The 22,771-nt window shown below is 43.9% G+C and carries 23 protein-coding genes and 2 pseudogenes; 3 read left to right on the top strand and 22 right to left on the bottom strand.

Going from position 1 to position 22,771, the window contains the following annotated elements:
- The first annotated feature begins 88 nt into the window (after positions 1–88).
- Both FS628_RS11240 and FS628_RS11245 read left to right on the top strand, forming a co-directional pair.
- Entirely contained in the window at positions 89–679 is a 591-nt protein-coding gene (locus tag FS628_RS11240; protein ID WP_145321929.1) for an RNA polymerase sigma factor, read from the top strand.
- Positions 657–1,610 (top strand): hypothetical protein, encoded by a 954-nt coding sequence (locus FS628_RS11245; protein ID WP_145321931.1) that lies wholly within the window; start codon positions 657–659, stop codon positions 1,608–1,610. The genes FS628_RS11240 and FS628_RS11245 overlap by 23 nt, the downstream gene beginning before the upstream one ends.
- A gap of 2 nt (positions 1,611–1,612) precedes the next feature.
- On the opposite strand, the gene FS628_RS11250 is transcribed toward FS628_RS11245, so the two are convergent.
- On the bottom strand, positions 1,613–2,125 hold the full coding sequence (locus tag FS628_RS11250; RefSeq protein ID WP_145321933.1) for a hypothetical protein: 513 nt from the start codon (positions 2,123–2,125) through the stop codon (positions 1,613–1,615).
- A gap of 232 nt (positions 2,126–2,357) precedes the next feature.
- On the opposite strand from FS628_RS11250, the gene FS628_RS11255 reads away from it, so the two are divergent.
- Positions 2,358–2,741 (top strand): hypothetical protein, encoded by a 384-nt coding sequence (locus tag FS628_RS11255; RefSeq protein ID WP_145321935.1) that lies wholly within the window; start codon positions 2,358–2,360, stop codon positions 2,739–2,741.
- A 183-nt stretch (positions 2,742–2,924) separates the two neighbouring features.
- On the opposite strand, the gene FS628_RS11260 is transcribed toward FS628_RS11255, so the two are convergent.
- The 21 genes and pseudogenes from FS628_RS11260 to FS628_RS11360 all read right to left on the bottom strand — a co-directional run bounded on the left by FS628_RS11260 (position 2,925) and on the right by FS628_RS11360 (position 22,767).
- Entirely contained in the window at positions 2,925–4,217 is a 1,293-nt protein-coding gene (locus FS628_RS11260) for a hemolysin family protein (protein ID WP_145324090.1), read from the bottom strand.
- Positions 4,218–4,719: 502 nt separating this feature from the next.
- Positions 4,720–6,360: a DUF4179 domain-containing protein gene (locus FS628_RS11265; RefSeq protein ID WP_145321937.1), complete on the bottom strand. Its 1,641-nt coding sequence runs from the start codon at positions 6,358–6,360 to the stop codon at positions 4,720–4,722.
- On the bottom strand, positions 6,341–6,880 hold the full coding sequence (locus tag FS628_RS11270; RefSeq protein ID WP_145321939.1) for an RNA polymerase sigma factor: 540 nt from the start codon (positions 6,878–6,880) through the stop codon (positions 6,341–6,343). Before FS628_RS11270 ends, FS628_RS11265 begins: the two co-directional genes overlap by 20 nt.
- 244 nt (positions 6,881–7,124) lie before the next feature.
- A complete protein-coding gene (locus tag FS628_RS11275; RefSeq protein ID WP_145321941.1) occupies positions 7,125–8,705 on the bottom strand; it encodes a sigma-70 family RNA polymerase sigma factor in 1,581 nt (526 codons plus the stop codon).
- 202 nt (positions 8,706–8,907) lie between these two features.
- Positions 8,908–9,423 carry a spore coat protein GerQ gene (gene gerQ, locus FS628_RS11280; protein ID WP_145321943.1) on the bottom strand — a complete coding sequence of 172 codons (516 nt, stop codon included), beginning with the start codon at positions 9,421–9,423 and terminating at the stop codon, positions 8,908–8,910.
- A gap of 18 nt (positions 9,424–9,441) precedes the next feature.
- Positions 9,442–9,864 (bottom strand): cell wall hydrolase, encoded by a 423-nt coding sequence (locus FS628_RS11285; RefSeq protein WP_145321945.1) that lies wholly within the window; start codon positions 9,862–9,864, stop codon positions 9,442–9,444.
- Between the two features lie 158 nt (positions 9,865–10,022).
- Positions 10,023–11,768, bottom strand: coding sequence for a hypothetical protein (locus FS628_RS11290; RefSeq protein WP_145321947.1), 1,746 nt, complete (start codon positions 11,766–11,768; stop codon positions 10,023–10,025).
- A 144-nt stretch (positions 11,769–11,912) separates the two neighbouring features.
- Positions 11,913–12,662, bottom strand: a complete 750-nt coding sequence (locus FS628_RS11295) for a glucose 1-dehydrogenase (protein ID WP_076250310.1) — start codon at positions 12,660–12,662, stop codon at positions 11,913–11,915.
- Between the two features lie 146 nt (positions 12,663–12,808).
- Positions 12,809–13,201: a DUF2500 domain-containing protein gene (locus FS628_RS11300; RefSeq protein WP_145321949.1), complete on the bottom strand. Its 393-nt coding sequence runs from the start codon at positions 13,199–13,201 to the stop codon at positions 12,809–12,811.
- 288 nt (positions 13,202–13,489) lie between these two features.
- A complete protein-coding gene (locus FS628_RS11305) occupies positions 13,490–14,656 on the bottom strand; it encodes a collagen-like protein (RefSeq protein ID WP_145321952.1) in 1,167 nt (388 codons plus the stop codon).
- Positions 14,657–14,899: 243 nt separating this feature from the next.
- Positions 14,900–15,385 carry an AAA family ATPase gene (locus tag FS628_RS11310; RefSeq protein ID WP_145321954.1) on the bottom strand — a complete coding sequence of 162 codons (486 nt, stop codon included), beginning with the start codon at positions 15,383–15,385 and terminating at the stop codon, positions 14,900–14,902.
- A 29-nt stretch (positions 15,386–15,414) separates the two neighbouring features.
- Positions 15,415–16,160, bottom strand: a pseudogene (locus FS628_RS11315) (class I SAM-dependent methyltransferase).
- A 44-nt stretch (positions 16,161–16,204) separates the two neighbouring features.
- Positions 16,205–16,627 (bottom strand): NUDIX hydrolase, encoded by a 423-nt coding sequence (locus FS628_RS11320; RefSeq protein WP_145321956.1) that lies wholly within the window; start codon positions 16,625–16,627, stop codon positions 16,205–16,207.
- Between the two features lie 26 nt (positions 16,628–16,653).
- Positions 16,654–17,079, bottom strand: coding sequence for an NUDIX hydrolase (locus tag FS628_RS11325; protein WP_145321958.1), 426 nt, complete (start codon positions 17,077–17,079; stop codon positions 16,654–16,656).
- 60 nt (positions 17,080–17,139) lie between these two features.
- Positions 17,140–17,919 (bottom strand): phosphotransferase family protein, encoded by a 780-nt coding sequence (locus FS628_RS11330; protein ID WP_145321960.1) that lies wholly within the window; start codon positions 17,917–17,919, stop codon positions 17,140–17,142.
- Between the two features lie 56 nt (positions 17,920–17,975).
- Positions 17,976–18,857 carry a GNAT family N-acetyltransferase gene (locus tag FS628_RS11335; RefSeq protein ID WP_145321962.1) on the bottom strand — a complete coding sequence of 294 codons (882 nt, stop codon included), beginning with the start codon at positions 18,855–18,857 and terminating at the stop codon, positions 17,976–17,978.
- Between the two features lie 62 nt (positions 18,858–18,919).
- Positions 18,920–19,561: a hypothetical protein gene (locus tag FS628_RS11340; protein ID WP_222125226.1), complete on the bottom strand. Its 642-nt coding sequence runs from the start codon at positions 19,559–19,561 to the stop codon at positions 18,920–18,922.
- A gap of 39 nt (positions 19,562–19,600) precedes the next feature.
- Positions 19,601–20,713 carry a serine hydrolase domain-containing protein gene (locus tag FS628_RS11345; protein WP_145321966.1) on the bottom strand — a complete coding sequence of 371 codons (1,113 nt, stop codon included), beginning with the start codon at positions 20,711–20,713 and terminating at the stop codon, positions 19,601–19,603.
- Between the two features lie 23 nt (positions 20,714–20,736).
- A pseudogene (locus FS628_RS32615) lies at positions 20,737–20,859 on the bottom strand (class I SAM-dependent methyltransferase); the annotation flags it as partial.
- Positions 20,860–21,134: 275 nt separating this feature from the next.
- The gene (locus FS628_RS11355; RefSeq protein WP_074095432.1) at positions 21,135–21,344 is read right to left on the bottom strand and encodes a hypothetical protein; all 210 of its coding nucleotides are present in this window, start codon (positions 21,342–21,344) and stop codon (positions 21,135–21,137) included.
- A 145-nt stretch (positions 21,345–21,489) separates the two neighbouring features.
- Complete coding sequence (locus FS628_RS11360; protein ID WP_186327796.1) at positions 21,490–22,767, bottom strand: WD40/YVTN/BNR-like repeat-containing protein; 1,278 nt, start codon at positions 22,765–22,767, stop codon at positions 21,490–21,492.
- Between the last annotated feature and the right edge of the window lie 4 nt (positions 22,768–22,771).

Below are 22,771 nucleotides of genomic sequence, written 5' to 3' on the forward strand. Positions count from 1 at the left end.
CCAACCTCCCATTGTATCGTTTCCATATTATGTTGTAAAATGTAATGATACCAATGTTTGTGGACTGTTCACCAGAAAGGAGAACAAAATGGCCAATCGGCTCCAGTTACTACTCGCCTCGGATTTCCATAATTTAGGCTCTGCACTTCAGGAAGAAGTGTATTATGAATATTATAATATGGTACATGGTCTTATCGTTTATATCATCAAGGAACGTGCTGCAGCAGAAGATATTATTCAGGAAGCTTTTATCAAAATCATCAAAAACAAACCCCTCTTCGAAGACGAGGTCAAACTGAAAGCTTGGCTCAAGGTCGTCACGCGGAACACGGCTATTAATTATCTGAGAAAAAATAAAAATAACCGTAACCAATTGGACACGGATAGTGTTTTTATAGATATGGAGACGATGAATCAGACAGCAGCTTCCGTAGAAAGCATGGTGGAGACGCAGATGATGGAAGAGTCCATTGAATATTATCTCGGACAGCTCAAACCGGAATATCGTGTATTGGTGGAGTTACGGTGGAAACAAGGTCTCTCCTACCGGGAGATGGCCGAGCTGCTGGACACCTCCGAAGACATTGTGAAGCAACGCTTGTTCAGAGCCCGCGGCAGTATCAAGAAGAAATTACATAAGGAATGGGGTGGAAGCATTGAGCAACGGCAAGTCCGATAAGCATGTGGAGCGATTTGATTCAGAGCTGGAAGACGAATATTTCGACGCTGCGTTTGACTTGGCTTTTGACGAAGCTTTCCATCAGGCTGTCTCTGCCCCTTCCGCTTCCCATACCGAATCTATGAAGCAATCGTGGCAGAAGGTACACAAGGAAATTAACAGAATCGGTTTACGTAAAAAAAGAATACGTACTTTACGACTGTCTGTCGTAGTCGCTGCATCTGTAATGATCGGAGCGGTCATATTCAGTTTGCCTTCTGGAACACAAGCCGTTTCCCCTTTTGTGCAATCCATCAAGGATTGGGGCAATGGCATGAAATCCATTATCATCGAGGATCGCACTACCCATCTGGGGGCTGATCCGTCAACAGCCAAAACGCCTCCACCACCGGAAACCAGCTTAGACGACATTCTTAAAGCACAAGAAGAAGAGGCTCTTAATACACCTTCGTATGAGTTATCGAGCCACCTGCTTCGTCCAGTACTTGTTACGGAAGAGATCGCACGCGAAGGGTTCATGGGTGACTTTCTGTTATCCAAGGCCATTCCCGAGCGATTCAACAAGGTCAAATTCGAACTCGTGCTCGATACGGAAAACCCTGTGAATCCAGACGATTATTATGAGTCCACACAAATGAGAGTTCAATATACCAGTGAAGGCAAGAGCATAGAGGATGAGATCATCCAGTTTGATTATGTCTATGTCATGCCTGGGGAGAAAATTGAAGGGGCCATGCTACGTGATATGAGCACCGTAAAGCTGGCGGACGGCACGGAAGCACTGATGTATATCGGCCCACCCTATAACTCCTTTCAGTGGATGATGGGTTCCAACAATATGAGTCTGTTTGGCACTCTTTCGGAAAAAGAAATGACTGCTATTGCCAACGATTTTCAAGAGCAGAAGTTTCCCGGCAGCACCCGTCGATAAGATCAAAATAACACGGTGCCAGAGACATGTTTGCTTGTATCCGTGGTACTTCCATCATACGCTGTATGAATACTGGTAACGCGATAATAATATCCTGGCATAACGGTCCAATCCGATGTGGCATTCAGTAAGTTTGTTTTCGTTGCAGTGTTGGAATTGGTTTTGAAAGTTACCCATGCTGTTCCTGTCCAGCGCTCCAATCGATAATCTACAGAAAGTGTCTTCATTGCTGTATATGTCGTGGTCTTTGTATTGACAATGGCGGACAGTCCTCCTCCAGGGATGACTGCACCGACCGCCTGATAGATATGTCCTCGTTCCCGAGTGGTAGCAAACGATTGGATGGATGGTTCTGGCGGCGGTGGAGGTGTAAGTGCACCAGAGGACACGTTAATAACCGGACTTGCAACGGCTGATTCGGCCGTAGATATAGCCAGGATCGCTGGCACCATTAACAAGGCAGCAAGGGTTATTCTTAGTATAGATGATGCACTCTTCGTTTTCATTTTCCGCATATTGATCCATCCTCCGCTTCCATACTTGATTTTGTGTAAGGGTATAAACGGACGGATCGGGTGACAGGTTTCAAAAAAATTTAGACGCTCCGATATTTCTGTCGGAAGCGTCTTTTGTCTTTTTTATACATCTCCAGCATTGTGGAACCTAAATTATTCCAGTCCGTATGTATTGGGTAATGTATGCACGGAAGCATGTTAACCAACGAGACCTGCAAATGAGGTGTATAACTTGAGTAAACTTCAATCCAAATCCAGAAGGCATCGTCACAGCTCCAATGCAAATGAATTACACATCGAAGTTTCCAGCTCGTTCAAACGTCGGCTTGTTATTCTGATGAGTGTGCTTACCGTCGGGACCTTAATATATTTCTTAGCTACAGCCCGAGAAAGCTGGATAAGCATGGGGATTGACCGCTATGTATTGCCCTTTATGATCTGGGGACTTGTACTGTCCCCCATCCTTGCTTTTCTTTTCCTCAAAAAGAGTGGGCGAACCCTCTCCCATGTCAAAACCTTACGTGTGTTCGGGATTGCTTTCTTCCTTCTGCCTCTGGCACTTCTGTTTTATGTGTTACCCGTAATCTACTCGAAAAAAATTGAATATCCAGCATGATCTCGCTCCTGGAGAGAATGTTTACGTCACTTATAAACGAATTTATATTAAGAATAGTTTTGTCACAGAGAACCGTTACGCCGATGTTGTCATTCATGCCCCCAAAGATTCATGAGCATGCAAAGAAGCTGTACGATGACATTGCGTCACCATACAGCTTCATTCATTACAATTTCGATCTGGCTAAGCGCCTTCCTCTTCAACCAACAGTTCAAGCTTAATCACATTGACACGAGAAATTCGCTTATGCTCTGTCTCTTGAATGACAAATACATACCCACCATACTCAACTGATTGACCGATCTGGGGTGGGATCGCATCTACTCTAGAGTATAGCCAGCCTCCAATGGTATCGTAATCGGCACGATCCATCTCCAGTCCGAATCGTTCGCTGACTTCTTCAATCAACATCAATCCATCAATGGAGTATTCCATCTCATCCACTTGCTCGATGACAGGTCGCTCCTGATCGAACTCATCCTGAATCTCGCCTACAATCTCTTCCATGATATCTTCCAGTGTGACAAGCCCGGAAGTTCCCCCATATTCATCAATCAGTATAGCAATCTGTGTCTTGCTACGCTGCATACGCTTGAGCAGATCACTGATCAGCGTGGTATCTGGCACAGCCAGAATGGGCCGGATTACGGAGATGGTATCCGTAAGTTGGGATCGCATCAGATCTTTAATGTGGATAAAGCCGATAATATGATCCTTGTCTCCGTTATATACCGGATACCGGGTTCTCATGCTTTCACTGGCAATCTCCAGATTCTCCAGCATGGACTGATTGGCATTCAGACAGATCATTTCCGTCCGCGGAATCATAATTTCACGGGCGGTTGTATCCGTAAAATCAAATATATTATCAACAAGTGCTAATTCAGTGTTGTCAATTAAACCGCTCTTATTGCTTTCTTTCATCAGAATACGTATTTCATCTTCGCTATGCGCATCGTCAACCTCCGAAGCAGGTGCCATTCGGAACATTCTCAGCAAGCCATTAGCCATACCGTTCAGTGCCCATATGAATGGATACATTAACTTATAGAAGAACGTTAGCAGGGCTGCAGACCACAGCGTGATTGTCTCAGACTTGCGAATCGCCATCGTCTTGGGAGCAAGTTCGCCCAGTACAATATGCAAGATTGTAATAATTACAAATGCAATGGCAATGGATATCCCATGTACATAGACCGGACCCAATCCCAATGCGGTAAACATAGGTTCTAACAGGTGTGCAATCGCCGGTTCACCCAGCCACCCAAGTCCCAGTGATGCCAGAGTTATACCTAATTGACAAGCAGACAAGTACGCATCCAGATTGCGTACGATATTGGAAGCATAGATGGCATTTTTGTTGCCTGTTTCCACCAAAGCCTCAATCCGGCTTCCACGAACCTTCACCATCGCGAATTCCGCCGACACAAAGAAACCATTCATTAATACAAGTAAACCAATTAATACTAAATTCATAATACTCGGTAAGGGGTCACTCAAATTGTCATCCTATTCGCCGTCATTCTTCGGCAAATAGGTCCACCTCCTTCGAAAATGTAGGATATTTGCCATTCTGCCGTTCATATGCAGTTTCAACTTCCCAATGCTTCCACCTCCACCGTGTTCTGTCGAATAACAAAGATATGCTTCTTTTATTATATAATTCTACACTACACAGTCAATCCGTGTCCTATGACAACGAAATGGCACAAACGCCTTATTTCTTTTACAAAAGTCTCGATTACGCTGTTTTTTTAACATTTTAGAAACAAAGTAACGGATTTCTCACCTTAGGTTTTAATCACATGTCTTGAGATCCAATCCATTCATCAGTATCAAGGGCTCACTTGCTCTAAGAATGCCGCTAGTGCTCAACGAAAAAGGAGCAGCCTATCAACCTTTAGACTGCTCCACGATTTTCGTACTCCTGTTTCCCTTAGATGAACACATGATTTCTGTACTCAGTTGCCGTAAGTGATTACTCTTTGAGGTTAATTCTCCATTCTTCATCCGGATTTTTTGTAGTGTAGTTCCATACGTACAGATCTAGATCTTTGCCCTTAAAATCTTTGTACATCTCGATATGCTTATTGTCCGAGTCAGTGAAATATAGCGGTATTAAGTAGTGCTTTTCTTCCCTATCAAGAAAATAAGTTTGGTTAATCCCGCCGAAATTGGTATCTGGACTTTTAGATTCTACGTACAGGTTGCCGTCCTTAATATAATAGGTCCAGATTAAAGGATACCCTTCATAATTGCTTGTAACGGTCTGTGAATGCGTAGAAATATCCGTTAGACGAATAGAAGCCTTACTTCCTGCATGCTCATCCACTCGATCCTTAGCGATTAGAGTCATCGGTTTTCCTGATAGAGAGCTTACATCCATGAGAATGGAATCCGACTGCTCAAACCGCAGTTCTGTTCGATTCGGATCCATCTTACCATCAAGAGAAACATAGCCATCCATAATCTCGCCGTTGACTTCCAATTGATAAGTCCGGTAAGGCAACCTATAATAGTCTTCCTGATGATCAATCGTTACTCGAATTTGTGTTGGTGTTACTACCAACCCACTTATACTTGCCTCCTCCGGTAAAGAATGCAATGGAATATCCATCTTCTCCTTATATGTGCCCGTATCCATCTGTTGACGTGATAAGGATAGATTCAAGCTCCATGTGCCTTCCGTCCGTTCTTTTTCATGAGTATATGCGAAGGTGAAACGGTCCCCTTTTTTAAACTGCTGTTCGTTAAATATCTGTCTGCTAGAGTACTCACTCGATGCCCCCCCTGTACCATAGACAGGACTTTCTATTTCCTTTATAACGTCTTCTTTTTGATCATAAGCCATGATTCTTGCCCAGGTCTGTCCTTTCATCTCTGGATCTGTGAAGGTTACTGCGGAATTAATCATAATTTGACCTTCAGCATATTCAAAAGATTGAACTTCTACTGCTTCTATCCCATTTTTTTGTATATTAAACTTCTGCGTGCTCGAATCTTGAGAATTTAGGGTAATCTCCTCCTGAAGATCTTGCAAGTACCGAACATCTGTAATGGAGAACTGAAGGTCAGATTGTTTCTCTTCCATAACCCAGTCTGTCTCGAAATATCCTTGAAACACGCCCTGCTCTTCGTTCCATTGCTGATAGTAGTGCCCTTCGATAGGCGTTCCATGGCTATCCTTAAGGACCATTTGATCATATCTGATCTCTTGTCCTTCTGTTTTTAATTCTGGTTTCACTGTATACAGGAGTACGGTCCGGTTATCATCTACAAACGCGTTATGTACCGTCAATGTAACTCCGTGAGCTGTTACGCTTTGTTCAATGAGCTGGCCATACCCAGCTTGAAGAGACGTATTAATACCTGACTTGTTGGACAAGACATCACTCCAATCGTATTGGAAGGCTGCATATACGGGAGTTGCCATGACAGCTACAGATACACCCAAGACGATCGCTGCCTTCATGTTCCGTCGTTGCGGCCTATTAGTAATCTCATCGATTAGTCTCGGCTCTCCCATTTGAATACTGTTGAACATTTTATCGAAATCCGGATACTCCAATGGATTAGAATGCTTCATATGATTTTTAACTTTATATTCTATTGAATTCATAAGTACTATCTCCTCTCATTTTAACCTTCTCGTAGTTCTCCAGTTTTTTTCGCATCAGCTTAAGAGCCTTGTGCAGTCTTGTCCGAACAGTACCTTGACGTATCTTTAAAGTCTCTGCAATCTCGGCAATAGTGAGATCACCAATATATCGCAAGATTACTACACTAAGCAGCTTGTCTGGTAATTTCTGTAACTGTTCCTCCAATTCAGCAAATGAAAGCTTAGCCATCACGATCGTATCAACCGGATCTGTGGTAAGGACTTTTTGTTCATGCAGCAATTGTAGCTTGTTTCGGTTCTCATTTTTTACTTTGTTCTTTCGAATGATGTTAAGACAATGATTCATGGCGATACGCATAATCCAAGTTTTTAGATACGTTACATTTCTCCAATCCTGACGGAATACAGTAATAAACACATCATGACATACATCCTCTGCATCTTGGATGTTCTTCAGCATATACAGACAAGTGCGATATACATCTTTGTTATAGTTATGGAATAGTTCATGCTCGGTCACCCCCGGCACTCCTTTCTTGTTGAGATATATTATAGACACATTAGAATGGACAATTATTCACTTTTTTTTAATCGTGTCTATTCTAACTCGCTAGACTCCAGTTAAATACAAAAAGAGAGCTTATTGGCTACCTTCTAATTTATATATGAAAGTAACCGAAAGAGAGTATCCCACGCATGCTTCATCATGGCGGGATACTCTCTTTTTTTGTGAAACTGTTCTTATGCCTCTTATCTCTATTCCTCTATATTGACTCCATCTCCACTACGCTCTCCGAAGCTGGATTCCAGCGCCAGCGGGCTTGTCTGCCACCTTCAATATGCAACCCGCCGATCCATAACTCTTCCTGCTTCAGCAGAGCCCAATCGACTTCTTCATCCAATACCTGAATACCGATTTCCGTCAGCTCAAAGACGGCTTCACCAAATTTTTCATCATGCTGTATGAAGCTTGGGAAAGTGGTTTTCCCAGTTAACCGAAGCAGGGCTTGAGGTCCTTCTGTCATCCTCCTGAGATGTGCCCAGTATTCAAGGTCGCCCATTCCGAGAATATGCAGCTTGTCCCCTACCTCACGAAACAAAGGATGTGGACGATCTACACCCGCTCTAATGGTCTCCAGTGTCGTCTGCTCAATGACTCCTAGGCCATTCGACACAGATGGCAGACGGGACAAGTGGGCCTTGAATGCTGCATCTGCAAAGGGAAGTACCGTATTATCTGCTCGCAAGTAATCCAGATGCTGCCGGATATCATTAGACGTATAGGCCTCCCAGAACTGTGCACCTGCTTGTAGCTCGTCTGTGTCAATCACATGCCAGCTTCCGGACAGGCTTCCGATCTGTGTCGAGGTAAGTTGACCCAGTCCCCTAAAGTGCTCGATCTCTGGATACGAGTCAATGCAGAGCAGATTAAGTTTCGTATTCTGAAGCGCTTGTCCTTTGAAATAATGCAATAGGTAAGATAACATCGTCTGATCATAGAGATCGTATTCGAACCATAAGACAATTTCCTTATATTGTTGAAACGAATGTAACTTGCGTTCAAGCTCCTCGATCTGCAAATATTCTATCTGTGGGATGCCCAACTGTTGCTCTAGCACGGATGCCCGGTTTTTCCTCTTCTTCGCAACCGACATATCTTTGGCAACCGGGCCGAACGTATACAACTCTCTCCACACCAGGATGTCTCCCTGAATTCCACTCTCTCTTAAACGATTGGCGGCGTGATCCCCATTCATAATGTGCAGCATACCTTTTCCCCCTTCATACAAATCGTTAAACATAGAGACCAAATTCCTCACTGGCATAGAGCGCTTGAGTTTGGAACGTGCATCGAACATTCTCTTCTTTAATGCAGCTACGTTGACACCTAGAAATTCTGATATTTCCTTCAGCGAGTATCCCTCTAAATAAAACAGTTCAACAGCAATTCGCATCGATGATGGCAGCGCTGCAATAGAATCACGCAGCGTACGATGCATTTCGTTTTGCATCGCTTGTTCTTCTGGATTATGCGCCTGATCCTCTTCCTGGAATACATGCTCCAGCTCCTGAACGGGAATCGTGGTATGCTGCTTGCGCCTTAGCCAGCGATAACACTGCCTCTCCACGATCACCTTGAACCATCCAGGAAAAGCCTCCGGGACCTCCAGCTTGGACAGATTGCCAAAGGCTTCAGTAAAAGCCTCCTGTACGACATCTTCAGCCCAAAATGTATCTCCTAAACGATTGTAGGCAACAGCAAGAGCCATCCCGCGATATTGGGATACCAGTTGTTCGTATGCTTCGGGTTCGCCTTTCATTGCTGCTTCAATCCATGACTTCAATGCTATGGACTCCTTTCATATAGACATGCTGCTTGTTCCATTCATATATAAGTGCCATGTTATTATCCAAAGGTTACGTATGACTTAATCATTTATGTAAAAAGCCGTCCCGTCTGTGGAATACCTCCACATTCAGGACAGCTCGTAGTTCATTATGTGTTATCCATATCAAATATCAATCAAAATGATGAGGCGCCAATGATCATCTGCTTGGAGCTTGTGGGTAATTGCCTATCACTCCTGGATATTGATACAACAATGGCTCATCAAATGTAGCATAATCGAAGTTGACCATCAACAGCATGATCCGTCTTCCTGTCTTCGGGTCGCTGATGATAATATGGTCACGGCCCGCTGCTTCAATAATACCTTGGAATATGCGAGCATTCCACTCTTTGTTGCCTTCATATGTCATGTAGAATGTACCGAATTTCCCGAGATTCAGTCGCAAAATATTCTCAATGTATGACTGCTCAAACTGTGGAGCCGTTGTCGTAATCACTGCACCCGTCGGTGTCATTGGGCTTCCACTGGATACGAGTGGGGGTACACTTGTGGAGCTGGGTGATACCATCCCTGGCGTTGGTGACATGGCAGGCATTCCGTTACCGATTTTGTAAGACGTACCTTGAACCTGAGAATTGGCTTGTTGACCCAGAACAGAATTCGCTTGCTGACCCAACGTTTGAGTCATAGGTTGATAAGGCTGATTAATCATGGTGATTCCTCCCAAAATTTAATATACTTCCGGACAGTCTTCGCCTGTCGGACTGAAGAAACAATGCGCTTTGAAACGTCCTGTATTTGGCTGGTCATACCACGTTGGTGGGCAGTCGCCCACAGGTCGGAAAAACCACAATGAATTGCTCGCTGGCCAGATGCGCTCTCCATTGATCACCCGTTGTGCGAGACGAATCTCGGACTGTCTTGCCCGTTGGTAAAAGTACCCCTTCTGTGTGGACTCGTAGCCTCCTGGATTCTGGAATACCATACGATTGATATCGCGAATATCCTTAAAGTCCAGACAATCCACCAGCACCCGGTTCACACCTACATTGCCCACAAGCAACATACCCTGTTCGCCGTCACCTTCAGCCTCTGCCCTCATGAGCCTAGCCAATAACTTGACATCCTCTGAGTTGGCTTTAATAACAGCCATAGTCGTTACCTCCCTTGTTTCAGCTGTTCATCACCGTACATCGTATTGTGCAGGAGCCCATTTGGTGACACGATCCATCTTTTTTCCATAAAAAAAAGCCCGGAACCTCACTCAAAGTGGGGTCCCGTAGCAAGTTATTTCTTATATTACTCGCCTGTTCAAGGCTTGGCTTCAATCCAGTAATCATAGGCATGTACAATATTGCCTTGGTATGCCTGATATTCAGCCAGCAGATCCGGAAGCTTGGCAAGTTGAAGTTCCATCTCTGCCGCCCCCTTCTCATAAAATGAAATATGAGGACCTTCGTGGTTCTCCTTCATTTCCACCGAAATCATCAACCTTTTACCCAGACGATCGGCGATCTCCATCTCCTGACCCACTATAGCAGCAATGCCATTGGAACCTTCCGCTTGGTTACGGAATGCCATCATCGACACATGATCGAGTGTATCAATCATAAACTCCGTCACTGACATATCTTTACCCGGCAACGGGAAAGTATCTAGCCATACAGCAAGATCTGCACTCGTTTCGAGATCACTATCCTTCTTCGTCTCTTCCTGGAAAAATGTAATATTGGCAGCCCAATCGGTCAACAGGGTATCCCGATTGCTCTCCCATTCCGGCAAGGTGTAAGGCTCAATATCCAGATGGATTCCTTCAAATTGTTCATCCGGCTCGGATTCAGCGTTGTAATTTTTCACATAATCAATCAAGCGCTGTATCCGTGGACGATTCTCCTTTTTACCCCAGATCGGGTGTCCCCCCATCGCGTGTATTTCAATACCTTGGGCTTTTGCCCGCTTCACAAAACCGCGGTAACTGGAATAGGGTTGATCCAGATCCAACCGGACATACAGCCAGTTTATGTTCTGCTCTCTCGCAAACTCTAGTATGTGTTCCCCTCCGTCATTCGTCACCTGAGAGGCCTCCCAGATATATGTTCCCCGAATCTCTGGCTGATTGGATGGAATCTCCGGTGATGGTAGTTCTGTCGGTTCCAGTTGTCCCCAGTATACAATGTCATGTACAGCTGAACCGGCGTAGGAAGTATGCTCGCCAAATGCGGAGGCAACTTCTCCAATGACAGCTTCCAGTTGCGTTGCACCTTTACCAGCAAATGTCGTGAACTCTTCACCAGGCATAGGTTTCGTGTTCAAACCCACCGTGACACTCGTATTGCTCGCATCCGCCCAGTTCATTTCCTGTTCAATTAAACGAATGATACCATTGTTCCCTTTCGCGTTATCACGGTAAGCCAGTAAAGTGACATGATCCACTCGATCAATAAACCAACGTGACAATGATTCGTTATCTGCATCCTCAGAAGTTCTATTACCTGTGACGGTGTACGAATCAAGCCAAAATGGCAGGTCAACATTCACTGCAACTGCACCATCCTGCCTCACTTGATCAAATAACAGATTCATATTGGCCACCCAGGATTGAACCAGCGGCTTGGCATCTTCTTTCCAGGCTGGTAACACATAGGGCTTGATATCCAGATGTATGGCCTCAAATCGCTCATTGGACTCCACAGCCTGATTGTACTCACTTACCCATGAGGCTAACATGAGCATGGGGCCTTCACGCCCATTGACCGCCCAGGATGGATCGCCGCCCAGCGCTTCAACTGCAATACCCGCACGACTTGCTTTGGATATAAACGTCTTGTATACCTCCTTGGACAGCGTCATGTCCACATTCACGTACAGCCGATTGATCTTATGTTTAGCTGCGTTCTCCAGCAGCTCGTCTCCGTTGCTAACAGACTGCGCCTGCCATACCCAGGCCGCCCGTATATCCGCGCCGTCAGCTTCAGCAGGTGACTCGTTCCCTGTCATTATCATCCCTCCGATCAGCAGTAACAGCCAAAATACTTTCCGGGATTGTTTCCCGAACATATACTCCCTCCATTCTTATACTGTTGTAAAATCACATTTATTATAGCAACCGGGTTATTAAAAACAAATAAGCCCAAGTGCTTAACTTGGGCTTATTACTCTTAAATTGGGACATCGTGGAGCTCGCCCGGCTCTATCCCGGTTCTAGTCCTCATATATCATTTTTCGGGTCATGCCTCCATCAATAACGAGGTTGGTCCCTGTGACAAAGGTATTGCTTGGGTCAGATAAATATAGACAAGCACGGGAGATATCTGAAGGAACACCCACACGACCGGATGGATGCTGTTCATGATCCTCCTTTTTCAGTTTCTCCACGTCTCCTGTCTCAATCCATCCCGGACTGATACAATTGACCCGAATTTGGTCTTTGCCCAGTGAGACTGCCAGCGCATGCGTCAGGGCTACAATCGCCCCTTTGGATGCAGCATAGGCTTCGGTATCCGGCTCGGACATCAGCGCACGGGTAGAGGCCATGTTGATAATGGCACCCCCATGTTCATTGCTTTTCATATGTTTGGCCGCTTCCCGACTCGCCAAAAAGCAACTTCTCACATTGGTATTGAGCACATCGTCCCATTCTTCCAGCGTTAATTCATAGGGAGACTTCCATTTTGCTAGTCCTGCGTTATTCACCAGAACATCGATTTGCTTGAATTCCTCCACAGTCGTACGAAAAAGATTCGTAATATCCTGCTCACTCCGAACGTCACATTGAACAAAGATGGCTTCTCCACCTTCATTGCGAATGGAAGCTGCGGCTGCAGCACCCTCGGCTTCCTTGTGGTCGGCAAGTACAACTTTAGCTCCAGCGACCGCATAAGCCTCGGCCACACTTCGTCCTATTCCCTGAGCGGCACCGGTTACAACAACGACCTGATCTGTAAATGACATATTGTTTGCCTCCTCTATAGTAATGATCTTCGATCATAATCTCTTTAAGCCTCTTCTTATATAAAAACACGTTAGGACCATTTAGAAACGCTTGTCCGATAAAGAATCAAAAAAAGCTCACGCCTTCCTGGCGCAAGCTGCTCAGTTTACCCGCGTAGGCGTTCGGAATACAAGCGATTGTATCGCTCGAAGCCTATGTAACGCGTCCCTTTGAATGAGAGCCGTCCTTCATCCCCCTCAGCGCACAAACCATATTCTTCGCCATTGACTTTGAATTCGAGCCGATCTCCGCTCTCGACTTCAAAGGTGACGTAATATAGTGTTCGTGCTGTACTGCCTGATTCAGATTGCGACTGACTCATCTTCATCCGTCTGCTGGTGATTCGGGAGGGTACGGTCAGCAGCGGCTCGGAGTTATTGCGCCCCCACCTCCATATCTCTTTTCCCACTGACAGAAGGACAATGCCTATGATTAGAACAAATACAACCGGAAAGACTGTTCCAAACAAATCAAACATCCAGGATGATTCAATGCCCATGTCTCTCCCTCCGTTCATACAACTTAGGACAGCCGGAGTCTTGACCCGTCTCCTGTAATGTATATGCGGACGAACACGAAACTTGTTATCCGGATTCATGCCCGAATAGCATGAACGAAGATCTATATGTAAGCACATCTTCTATCACACTCTTCATAACATTATCGGCTCCGACTGAGATGACCGCCTTATTGAAAGACGGTTATCTCAGTCTAATCGCCAATGTTTGCTTCTGGAAGCAACGGATTTATTAAGTCAGAAGGCAACCCGAATCGTATTTAACAGATCTTATGCTAGTTGAGTAATAACAAGATGAGCCGATACAGGTCTTGTTCCTCCTGCAAGAGGTGTGATTGTTAATGCAGTCGCATTACCAGCCGGGTTTCGTACAGTTAAGATCGAATTGATGACGGTTGTTTGTACCAAGGCAATGCCTACAATCTGAGATGTTCCAGTTGCTCGCCCAACTACTGTTGGAGCCAAATCAGCTCCATTAAGAGTTAAAATTAGTTGACCCGCTTCATTAATGCTCACTTGGAACAAAATCTGATACGTACCGATCGCTGCCAGATTGAATGCACTAGGTCCAGTGCGGGCAATAGTTGTTCCACTTGTTGGTCCATTCTGAGGGAAGCTGACATCTGTGCCTGGAGCAACCGTTGCAGCATTATCAGGTGGCATCAGCGCGAAAAAGTCAGCAAATCCCAGTACGCCTCCCGCTGTTCCTGTGGCACCTGTCGGGCCTACTGCTCCAGCTGGACCTACCGCTCCTGTTGCACCTGCTGGGCCTGCCGGGCCTGCCGGGCCTACTGCTCCAGCGGGGCCTACCGCTCCTGTTGCACCTGCCGGGCCTGCCGGGCCTACTGCTCCAGCGGGGCCTACCGCTCCTGTTGCACCTGCTGGGCCTGCCGGGCCTACTGCTCCAGCGGGGCCTACTGCACCTGTTGCACCTGCTGGGCCTGCCGGGCCTACTGCTCCAGCGGGGCCTACCGCTCCTGTTGCACCTGCTGGGCCGGAGAAACCTTGCGGTCCGATGGCACCTGCAGGACCTGGATTACCTTGCGGACCTTGTGGCCCTACGGCACCTGCTTCTCCCGGAATCCCCTGAGCTCCCATGGGTCCAGCGGGTCCCACCGGTCCTTGAGAGCCTACTGCTCCAGCGGGACCGGGCTGTCCTTGAGGCCCTTGTGGTCCAGGTGGTCCCCCCGCTGGTCCTTGAGCTCCAGGTGGCCCTTCCACCCCTTGTTTACCTTGAATACCCTGTACGCCTTGTAAACCTTGTGGTCCTGTTGGTCCAACAACAGTAGGAGTAGATATATTCACTTCTGGAGGCGGACATTTTACTTGAACGAACTTTTTAACCACTTTCAATCGGCGTTCTTTTCTTTTAACTTTGCATGGATACACTGTTGCCTTTTTTCTCTTCATACGCTTCTTCACTTCTGAATGGCTCACGGTGTGGACACCTCCCTATAGACATAGTTTAACGTACGTATGTGATGGGTTAAATGCATGGACGAACAACCAATTCCCCCCTAAAGTGAAACCCATTTTCATGAAAAAGGGCGAATAACATCGTAGAATAGCCTTTATTTGAATGCTACAAACTAAAAAAACTCTATCGGCGCTGGCCTACAGAGCTTAGTTGTTTATATTTATTGGTTCTACATTCCAACTTAAATTGAAAGTGTGATGTACTTACCAGTTCTTCAAGATCCATTCTTTAATTTGATCAGCTACTTCTTTTGCTGATAATTCTGAAGTATCAATTGTTGGCATTTCCGGATCAAATGCAGTTTTCGAATTTTGGAGTAACCAATTAGCAAAATTCTTGTGATCTTCGATTGAATTCTCATCCCACCCCCGTGATTTCAACCTCGTCTCACGTGTGACATCATTACAATGTAAGTTCATATATAGAATCCGATCAAATCGATCTTTGTAGTCGGACGATGCAATGTTTTCTGGCACCATCGTTCCACATAAAACAGTCCCTCGTCCACTTAGCGATATACTATACGCAATCCTCAACCAATTCTCTTTGGCAATCTGCCAATCCACATTATTGATGATATCCATATCAAAGACGTCAAAATCCGGGAGTAGCTTGCGAACATGTGACGAGACCGTTGTTTTCCCTGTTCCACTTGCGCCTGTCACTATAAATAAAGGTAATTTATTCATGGATGTCCTCCTTGTTAAAAAGTCAGCTTTTAAAGTTTTCTCGCTTTGATGACAAAGGTTACAGGTAACATCTTCGCTCTTTTAAGGAGATTATCGCTATGATCATGTAATTGCATGATAGCCTCATCGGATTCTTCTATCATTTGTTCAATAACAAACCCTGCTTTCGCTAACGCATTGACATAGGTTGATATTTGACGATCAGCTAAAACTAATTCTCCCTGACAAAAATCAGGAGACACCGCATACCAAGATTCATCAGAATAAGGTTTTTTAAATACAAATCTATTGTTTTCTTCAACAACATTTCGATGAATTGGATGAGACCAACTGAAAATGAAAATACCATCATTCTTTAAATAAGAAGCGATCTGGCGGAAAGTACCTCAAGATCGGTTGTCCAACCTATGGCATAAATCGAATACACAGCGTCAAAATAATTCTTAGGAATACCACATTCCTCTTCCATGGGTGAACAAATCAATGTTGCCGAAAGACCACACGTGGTGAGATGTTGCGCTGCCTTTTCAATTTGTTTCTCGGAGATATCCATTCCCCACAGTTCACCTGCTTTGCGATCCCCATGATATTGCAGGGATTGACCATTTCCACAGCCTACCTCTAACATCTTTAATCCTGAGACATCACCAAAAAGTTGGTGTTTCTCTTCTGTAACAAATGCTCCATAATGAGGAAGCACGATTGCTCTTAAAAATTCATTTCCTTTTATACCCCAATAGAAGCTGTTTGTTTCGTATACACTGTGCTTATTCACCGTAATGCCCCCAATTAAAAATGTATACCACTACCTCCAGAACATCACTTGTTACCCTCGTTGAAATATGTAATCTCATTGCCACCAAGTAAGCTTTTAAAGCCATTCTTATAATAAGGCATTAGTTCATCTGCCTGTTCTATATCCAACCATGCAATCTCAGAGATTTCGTCTGGTCTTGATATCTCTTCTCTTCCTCCGACGATTTCCGCTCTGAATGTGGTGAAAATGACATGCTCTTTGATTTCTTCAAACTTACACTCATTGATTGCTACAATGCCATGAACGGTAACATCCAGTCCTGTTTCTTCATAGGCTTCTCGAATAGCTGCTTGTTCCCATGATTCATCGGTTTCAACAGCTCCCCCAGGCAGCGACCAGCTTGAACGCCCTACATTTCTTACGGCAAGCACTTTAGATTTGGATGGATTCGTTAGTAATGAGTAAACAACATCGACTCGTTTCATTGAATGAACTTCCTTTCTGGAAACTTTTAAATATTATTCTTATCACTAAACTCAATACAAAAAGGTTGCAGCTCAGGCTTTAAGCAATACTCTATTCTTTCTCTAAAGTTTTTCCATTCGACTTTTAAAAGTGCTTCTTCGATCGGAAAGAAACCAGACTCTAGGCTCTCCGATGTTGTCGTTAATTCTCCTCCTATTGGTCTTGCTAAAAATAACGTGTTACATATTGAATTTTCGATATTTTGAAATATTCCACAGAATTTGATGATTTCAATGTCGATTTCAGACTCCTCTTTGGTTTCTCTGATTGCAGCTTGACTTAGGGATTCTCCTTCTTCTACTTGACCACCTTGCATTTCCCATCCTCTTCGTGGTCCTCTAATAAGTAATAATTCATTTTTTTCATTGATCACGATTGCAGCGGCAGATACGATATGTTTTGGAGGGCTCATTTTTTCGACTCCTTCTATAGAAATTGGATATTAGTTTGAATAGCATGATTCAAAACCAGACTAAAAGAAGTTATATATCCCGTCTTCAAAATAATTGTATTCTTCATCCGTTATTCTTGACTTTCCATATCCGTTATAAAATATTTCTCGATCTCTTTCATTATCGAAAGCATTATGTTTCGGTCTAATAGCTAACGCTACATCATATCTTGGATCCCCGTATGCTGCTCCTGCCCAATCAATAACTCCAACAATATTGCAATCATTAACAAGTACATTATCTATGGTAAAATCACCATGAATGAAAGTGTTAGCGATTGGTTCTGGTCTTCCTTCTTTCAACTGTTGAAGTAGTTCTGCTGATCCGTCTACAGCAAAGTGAGTTAGATTATATTCTGCTTTACTAAGCATTGTATCTAACCAAGGACTGTCATTGTTCAATAATTCAACAGGACAAGAGCATTCATGTATTTTCTTTAAACAACGCCCAAAGTTAAAAATCGCTTTTTCTTTACTTTGAAGATCAGGCATCATAGAGAGAAATTCTCTTAAACTTATTCCATCAATATAATCCATCAAAAGCCATCTCGATCTATCCTCAATATGAAATGAATATGTCTTCGGAACAGGGAGTCCCGTATGGTAGAGGTATTGAAGCACCTTATATTCATCGGATAACCATTCATTATAAAGATCGTTTTCTGTCTTCTTGATGATGTACTGTTTATCGAGCGTATCCAGAATAGCTACAGTAGAAGTATGACCTTGCTTAGGAAAAGTGATGTTCTGGACTTTCCCTATCTGTTCTATTATCTCAATTGGGAGATCCTGAATATTCATGTTTTCATCCTTTCTACTATTTCGTGTCCTTTCTGAGGAAGTCCTCTATGAAAATATCAGCTCTTATGCCAATAGAACGTATAATGTGAATGCTGTTGAAAACCTAATGAAGTATAGAAATGGTTATCAGAAATAACATATGCTTTGTTCGCACCTAAGGAGCGACCTCTTTTCAAAGCTTCTAAAACCACTGCTTTGCCCAGGCCCTTATTCCGATAATCCGGAATTGTACATACAGGTTCAATATAAACATAATCTGTTTTCGAGCTATACCATAAGCCGCAGTAAGCTACATATTCCCCATCTTCATTTTCAGCAACAACATGTAGGAATGAATTCAGATGCGCTGCCGACAACATCTCCTTCTGTTTACTCAACGTAGTTTCATCAACAGGTACAGGTCCTTCGTTTTCAAATGCCCTCCAAAGCATATGATGAAGTCTATATACGTCATTCTGTATATCTATATTTTTTAGTGCGATGCCTTCAGGAATGGTGTAATCCAGGCTAACATTGTTCATTGTAAGTTCCAGGATATTTTCAGTCAGATCATTCTTCACGAAATGGTTATTGTGCAACAAATCTAGAGTCTCAGTATCCCTATCATTCACCGCAATTCCAAGACCATTTTCATTACTGAACGTTGCAATGGCGTATTCTACTATATCTTTATTTAGTTCTCCAAACCCTTGTTTAGTCGCAAAAAATGCTTCGCCGAAATAGTGGTCATACGTTGCAATACCTACTAACTCGTCTTTACAATACCACAAGCCAATCTTGTCCATTAATTCGCGATTAAACTCAGGATGGAAAAACATCCACTCCCACCTTGCCCAATTCCAATTAATATGACGACGGTTATCTGCGGATATTTCAATCAAGAAATCACAAACTTGTTCATAATAAGAATCATCAAAATTTCTAAATTCAATTTTCATTGATATCCTCCATATATTACAGTTGATTGTAACGCCAAAAGAATTTTAACTTTCCTAACCTTCTAAAAGTACAAATCCCATCCCACAATAAAAGCAGCAAGCAGGAAAGCTGACATGCCAGACATGATGTATACCGCCTTTTGCTTGTTACTGTAACTTCTCTTCAGAAGTTTGTAGAACATCAAGACAAGGTACGCCACAGCTATAATGACATAAACCAGGTTTAAGAGGAGATGTATGCGTAATGAAGAATAGGGGGAGAAGCCTAAGGCGCGCATGAACAATAGGATCGTATTCAAAATTAATGCCAGACTGGCAATATTAATGGCAATATGATATTTATCAAATCCTGTGCCGGGTCTTTCCCAGTTTTTTAATTTGTATTTGGATACCCGAATAAAATAACCAATTGTAGCTCTCAAACTGAGTAGGATGGCTACTGCAAGAGCAATAAAAGATGCTTTGATCCAGTTTATCGTTAAGTTGGATACGGGCAAAAAGTCATTATAAGACATAGAGACCTTCTCAACAGTGCCGTTACGTTCAACAACATTTGCAAAATTACTAAGGTCAAATGTTGTATACTTCTGCAGACTTAACATCGAATATGCCTTCGTAAAACCGGAAACGACCCGTCGCGCAGGCAGATAATGTCCTCCACTCTCAGATGTAACTGAATTCGTGCTGAAACTACTTCCAAACACCTTCTGGACAAGACCAACGCTATAAGCCATTTCATTTGACTAGTTTGTCATGACCACCAACCCAAAATTAGACTCCGGATCAAAAACAAATCTACTTGAAAATCCCGCCGTACTTCCAGCGTGTTCCAGTGCAGGCACCCAGTACTCAACTTCAAAGAAGCCATGCGCAATTCGAGGAGTAGAAGTTCCATCATAATATAGACTGGTTGAAAGCATCTCGTCTAACGTGTCCTTGTTTGCGAATAATAAATTGCTACGATCCACAGGCATTAAGGCTGCAAGGAATTTAGCTGCATCCTCTGCTGTGCCAATGGCCCCCGCCGCAGGGTACAAGCTTATGTATGCTCTGTTATTAGGGATGAGTTTCAGATTCGTAGTGTATCCTTGAATCTCATTTCTCCTTTTTAAGACGTCTAGATTATCATACTGTGACGGGTGAATCGAAGTGTCTTTCATATTCAGCGGTTTAAAAATATGTTCATTGACATATTTGTAAAAGGGTTGTCCGCTTTGCACCTCAACGATATAAGCAGCCATAGCCGTACCATAGTTTGAATAAGCAACGACACTCCCAGGTTTATCGATCTGCCTCGGTTCAAATTTTTGTAAAGCTTCTTCTAAATCCACAATGTCTTTCTCGGATGAATACCATAAATCGATCAATCTATCCTCCCATCCTGCGTTATGATGCATAAGGTTCATTAGAGTAATGGGAGTATCGTATTCAAGCTTCTTTAGAAATCCTTCCGGCAAATATTCCTGAATATCGGTATCCAAATCAAGCTTCCCCTGCTCGACAAGTTGCATAACACTCGTCCAGACCAATAGTTTAGAGGTTGAACCCCATTCAAATACAGTAGAGGTGTCTGCCCTTCTCTGTTGCTCAAGATCTGCGTATCCATAGGCCTTATTCACAATGGTCTCACCGTTCTTGATAGCTACAACCGAAACGGCAGCGGTGTTCTTCTGATTCGTAGCCACATATGAATCTATCGTTTCCTCTAGCGAAGACAACGCAATCCTGGAGGGCGTAGTCTCCACATTCTCTACCTCAGCGTACACAGGTACCGCACATGTCACAATGATTAATGCGAGCACCAGAACACCAACGATTACTTTATTAAGACCGCGATATCTTAAATTGATCTGCATTAGCCACTCTCCTTATCTTTCTCCTATAGTTTTCGTGCCTTTATCACAAAGGTTACAGGGAGCATCTTTGCTTTATTGGCAAAATCATCATTTTGCAGTTGTATCAATTCATCATCAGATTCCTCAATCAATTGCTCATAAAGATAAATACACCGTCCTACAATTTGATTTTCCGATAGGTCCGTCCCCATAGTTCAGTAGCCACCTATCATGTTTGTTCTAACTGGAGAACTCTTCTCCATGTCATGATCCTCCTAACTAAGATTCAATTTAAATTAATTCCACATTTTGAGTAAATTACCTTAATTATTTCTATAATAACCCATGCTGCAATATTTGCGAAGTACATTTAAAAGCGCATACATTTCACTCCAAATCAAAAAGAACCCTCCCGCAGGAGCGTTCTCCGTGAATGATTAGCCTATGCGTACATCAGATCCATAAAGCCGCGAGTTACGTCTCCGCCTTCGGCTGGTTCGGGCTGGTCTGCCTGTGCGTGTTCTGCCATGCAAGCCTTCACTGCTTCCTCTGTTGTACAACGATTGGCATCGTCACATGTGTAGCATAATTGAAGCATATATCTGGTTAATTCGTCCGCCTGCGTGAATTGAGTCTGACCGTTGGTTCTCATCTTCATCACTCCCATCTCTTGTTGAGTTAAATATATCACCTTCTAGTGAATTTATTTGTGATTTATTTCACAAACTAATTAAAAAAGAAAAGGAACCCTCCGGCTCCTCTACTTTCCTATCTATTCACATCTATACACATTACTCTTAAAGTACTTTCCAATGTACACCGCCGTCTACCGTTTGCAGTAACAACGACCTTTTGGCATCCGTATTTTCAACCAATATCCAGCCAAGCTTGGACGTAACCATCTGAATCTTCACAATCTCCGGATATTCCTCGAGAATTTTCTCCAGTACACTGCTTGCAGGAAGTGCGCTCCATGTTTTGCCTGCATCCTTGGTGTGGTAGGTTATCCCCTTTTGCATCGCCCAACCTTCTGATGCGTTCAGGAATACTGGTGCAAGATTGCGATTCGTACCCGTTTGTTTGTTCAAACTGAAGTTGGACAGCTTCCAGCTCTTTCCGCCATCTGTTGTGAAGAAGCCATTGAAAGTCGTGCTCTCCCCTTGGGAACAGGACATTGACATCCAGGCAGACTGTACTTCACGTCCAAAAAATTGTGGTGAACTGACACTGAAATTACCACACCCGTTGAATTTGTTTCGATCAAAGAAAGATGGTCCAGTGTCCCAGTTCTCTCCCCCGTCCGACGTTACATACAACTTCGGTGTGCCGAACTCAAGCGCTGTTAAGAAACCATGCTTCGGATCTGAGAAAGTCATCCCTGTTGTGTATCCACGTTTGGAAATCTCTTCTGCTTCCTGTTTGCCGTCTTCATCACTGGATGACATCCGATTCCAGGTGATTCCACCATCCTCGGTAAAGTAAAGTTTCTTCTCCTGTTTACCAATAGCGGTATCCACGGTGGTAAGAATCCAGCCTTTTTCAGGAGATACAAATGAGATCGCAGTCACTTTATCCGTTTTGGACAGAGAAGACAGACTCCAACTTACGCCTCCATTGTTGGTACGAAGCACCATGGTATCTGTTCCACCCATGCCTTCACGAACAATCCAACCGTGCGCACGATCTACAAAATAAATGCTTTGTCCATATTTAGGGTTAGCCGGAAACTGTACATTTTCCGAAGGTGAAATATTGATCCAGGTCTTTCCCTGATCCTGCGTGTAGTACAGACGCAGCGCATTTCGTGTTACCCCCCATGCCAATCCTCCGTTGTCATTGAGCAACTGAAAATCAGTCAAACGGGTCTGTATTTGGTACTTGGCCATATCCGCAGATTCCGTACTGTTCACCGGGGGAACGACGGTTAACGTCTGTCCTGTATTCCCAGCGTCCTCCTGCTGTTGTGGAGGTTCTGCTTCTGGCGGTTGATCTGAGTCGGTGCAGGCAGCCAATAAGGCTACTATACCTATAGACAGCAATGCTGTCTGCGCGATTTTAATCCCTTGCCAACGCAAGTGG

Origin of the sequence: Paenibacillus xylanexedens, from assembly GCF_007676705.1 — a bacterium.
In the GTDB taxonomy this organism is placed as follows: Bacteria; Bacillota; Bacilli; order Paenibacillales; family Paenibacillaceae; genus Paenibacillus; species Paenibacillus xylanexedens_C.

Bases quoted from the DNA above. Each gene is read 5' to 3' on its own strand.
- FS628_RS11240 (WP_145321929.1), top strand. From the start codon at position 89: ATGGCCAATCGGCTCCAGTTACTACTCGCCTCGGATTTCCATAATTTA.
- FS628_RS11250 (WP_145321933.1), bottom strand. From the start codon at position 2,125: ATGCGGAAAATGAAAACGAAGAGTGCATCATCTATACTAAGAATAACC.
- FS628_RS11260 (WP_145324090.1), bottom strand. From the start codon at position 4,217: ATGAATTTAGTATTAATTGGTTTACTTGTATTAATGAATGGTTTCTTT.
- FS628_RS11265 (WP_145321937.1), bottom strand. From the start codon at position 6,360: ATGAATTCAATAGAATATAAAGTTAAAAATCATATGAAGCATTCTAAT.
- gerQ (WP_145321943.1), bottom strand. From the start codon at position 9,423: ATGATTAATCAGCCTTATCAACCTATGACTCAAACGTTGGGTCAGCAA.
- FS628_RS11285 (WP_145321945.1), bottom strand. From the start codon at position 9,864: ATGGCTGTTATTAAAGCCAACTCAGAGGATGTCAAGTTATTGGCTAGG.
- FS628_RS11290 (WP_145321947.1), bottom strand. From the start codon at position 11,768: ATGTTCGGGAAACAATCCCGGAAAGTATTTTGGCTGTTACTGCTGATC.
- FS628_RS11295 (WP_076250310.1), bottom strand. From the start codon at position 12,662: ATGTCATTTACAGATCAGGTCGTTGTTGTAACCGGTGCCGCTCAGGGA.
- FS628_RS11300 (WP_145321949.1), bottom strand. From the start codon at position 13,201: ATGGGCATTGAATCATCCTGGATGTTTGATTTGTTTGGAACAGTCTTT.
- FS628_RS11310 (WP_145321954.1), bottom strand. From the start codon at position 15,385: ATGAATAAATTACCTTTATTTATAGTGACAGGCGCAAGTGGAACAGGG.
- FS628_RS11320 (WP_145321956.1), bottom strand. From the start codon at position 16,627: ATGAAACGAGTCGATGTTGTTTACTCATTACTAACGAATCCATCCAAA.
- FS628_RS11325 (WP_145321958.1), bottom strand. From the start codon at position 17,079: ATGAGCCCTCCAAAACATATCGTATCTGCCGCTGCAATCGTGATCAAT.
- FS628_RS11330 (WP_145321960.1), bottom strand. From the start codon at position 17,919: ATGAATATTCAGGATCTCCCAATTGAGATAATAGAACAGATAGGGAAA.
- FS628_RS11335 (WP_145321962.1), bottom strand. From the start codon at position 18,857: ATGAAAATTGAATTTAGAAATTTTGATGATTCTTATTATGAACAAGTT.
- FS628_RS11345 (WP_145321966.1), bottom strand. From the start codon at position 20,713: ATGCAGATCAATTTAAGATATCGCGGTCTTAATAAAGTAATCGTTGGT.
- FS628_RS11355 (WP_074095432.1), bottom strand. From the start codon at position 21,344: ATGAGAACCAACGGTCAGACTCAATTCACGCAGGCGGACGAATTAACC.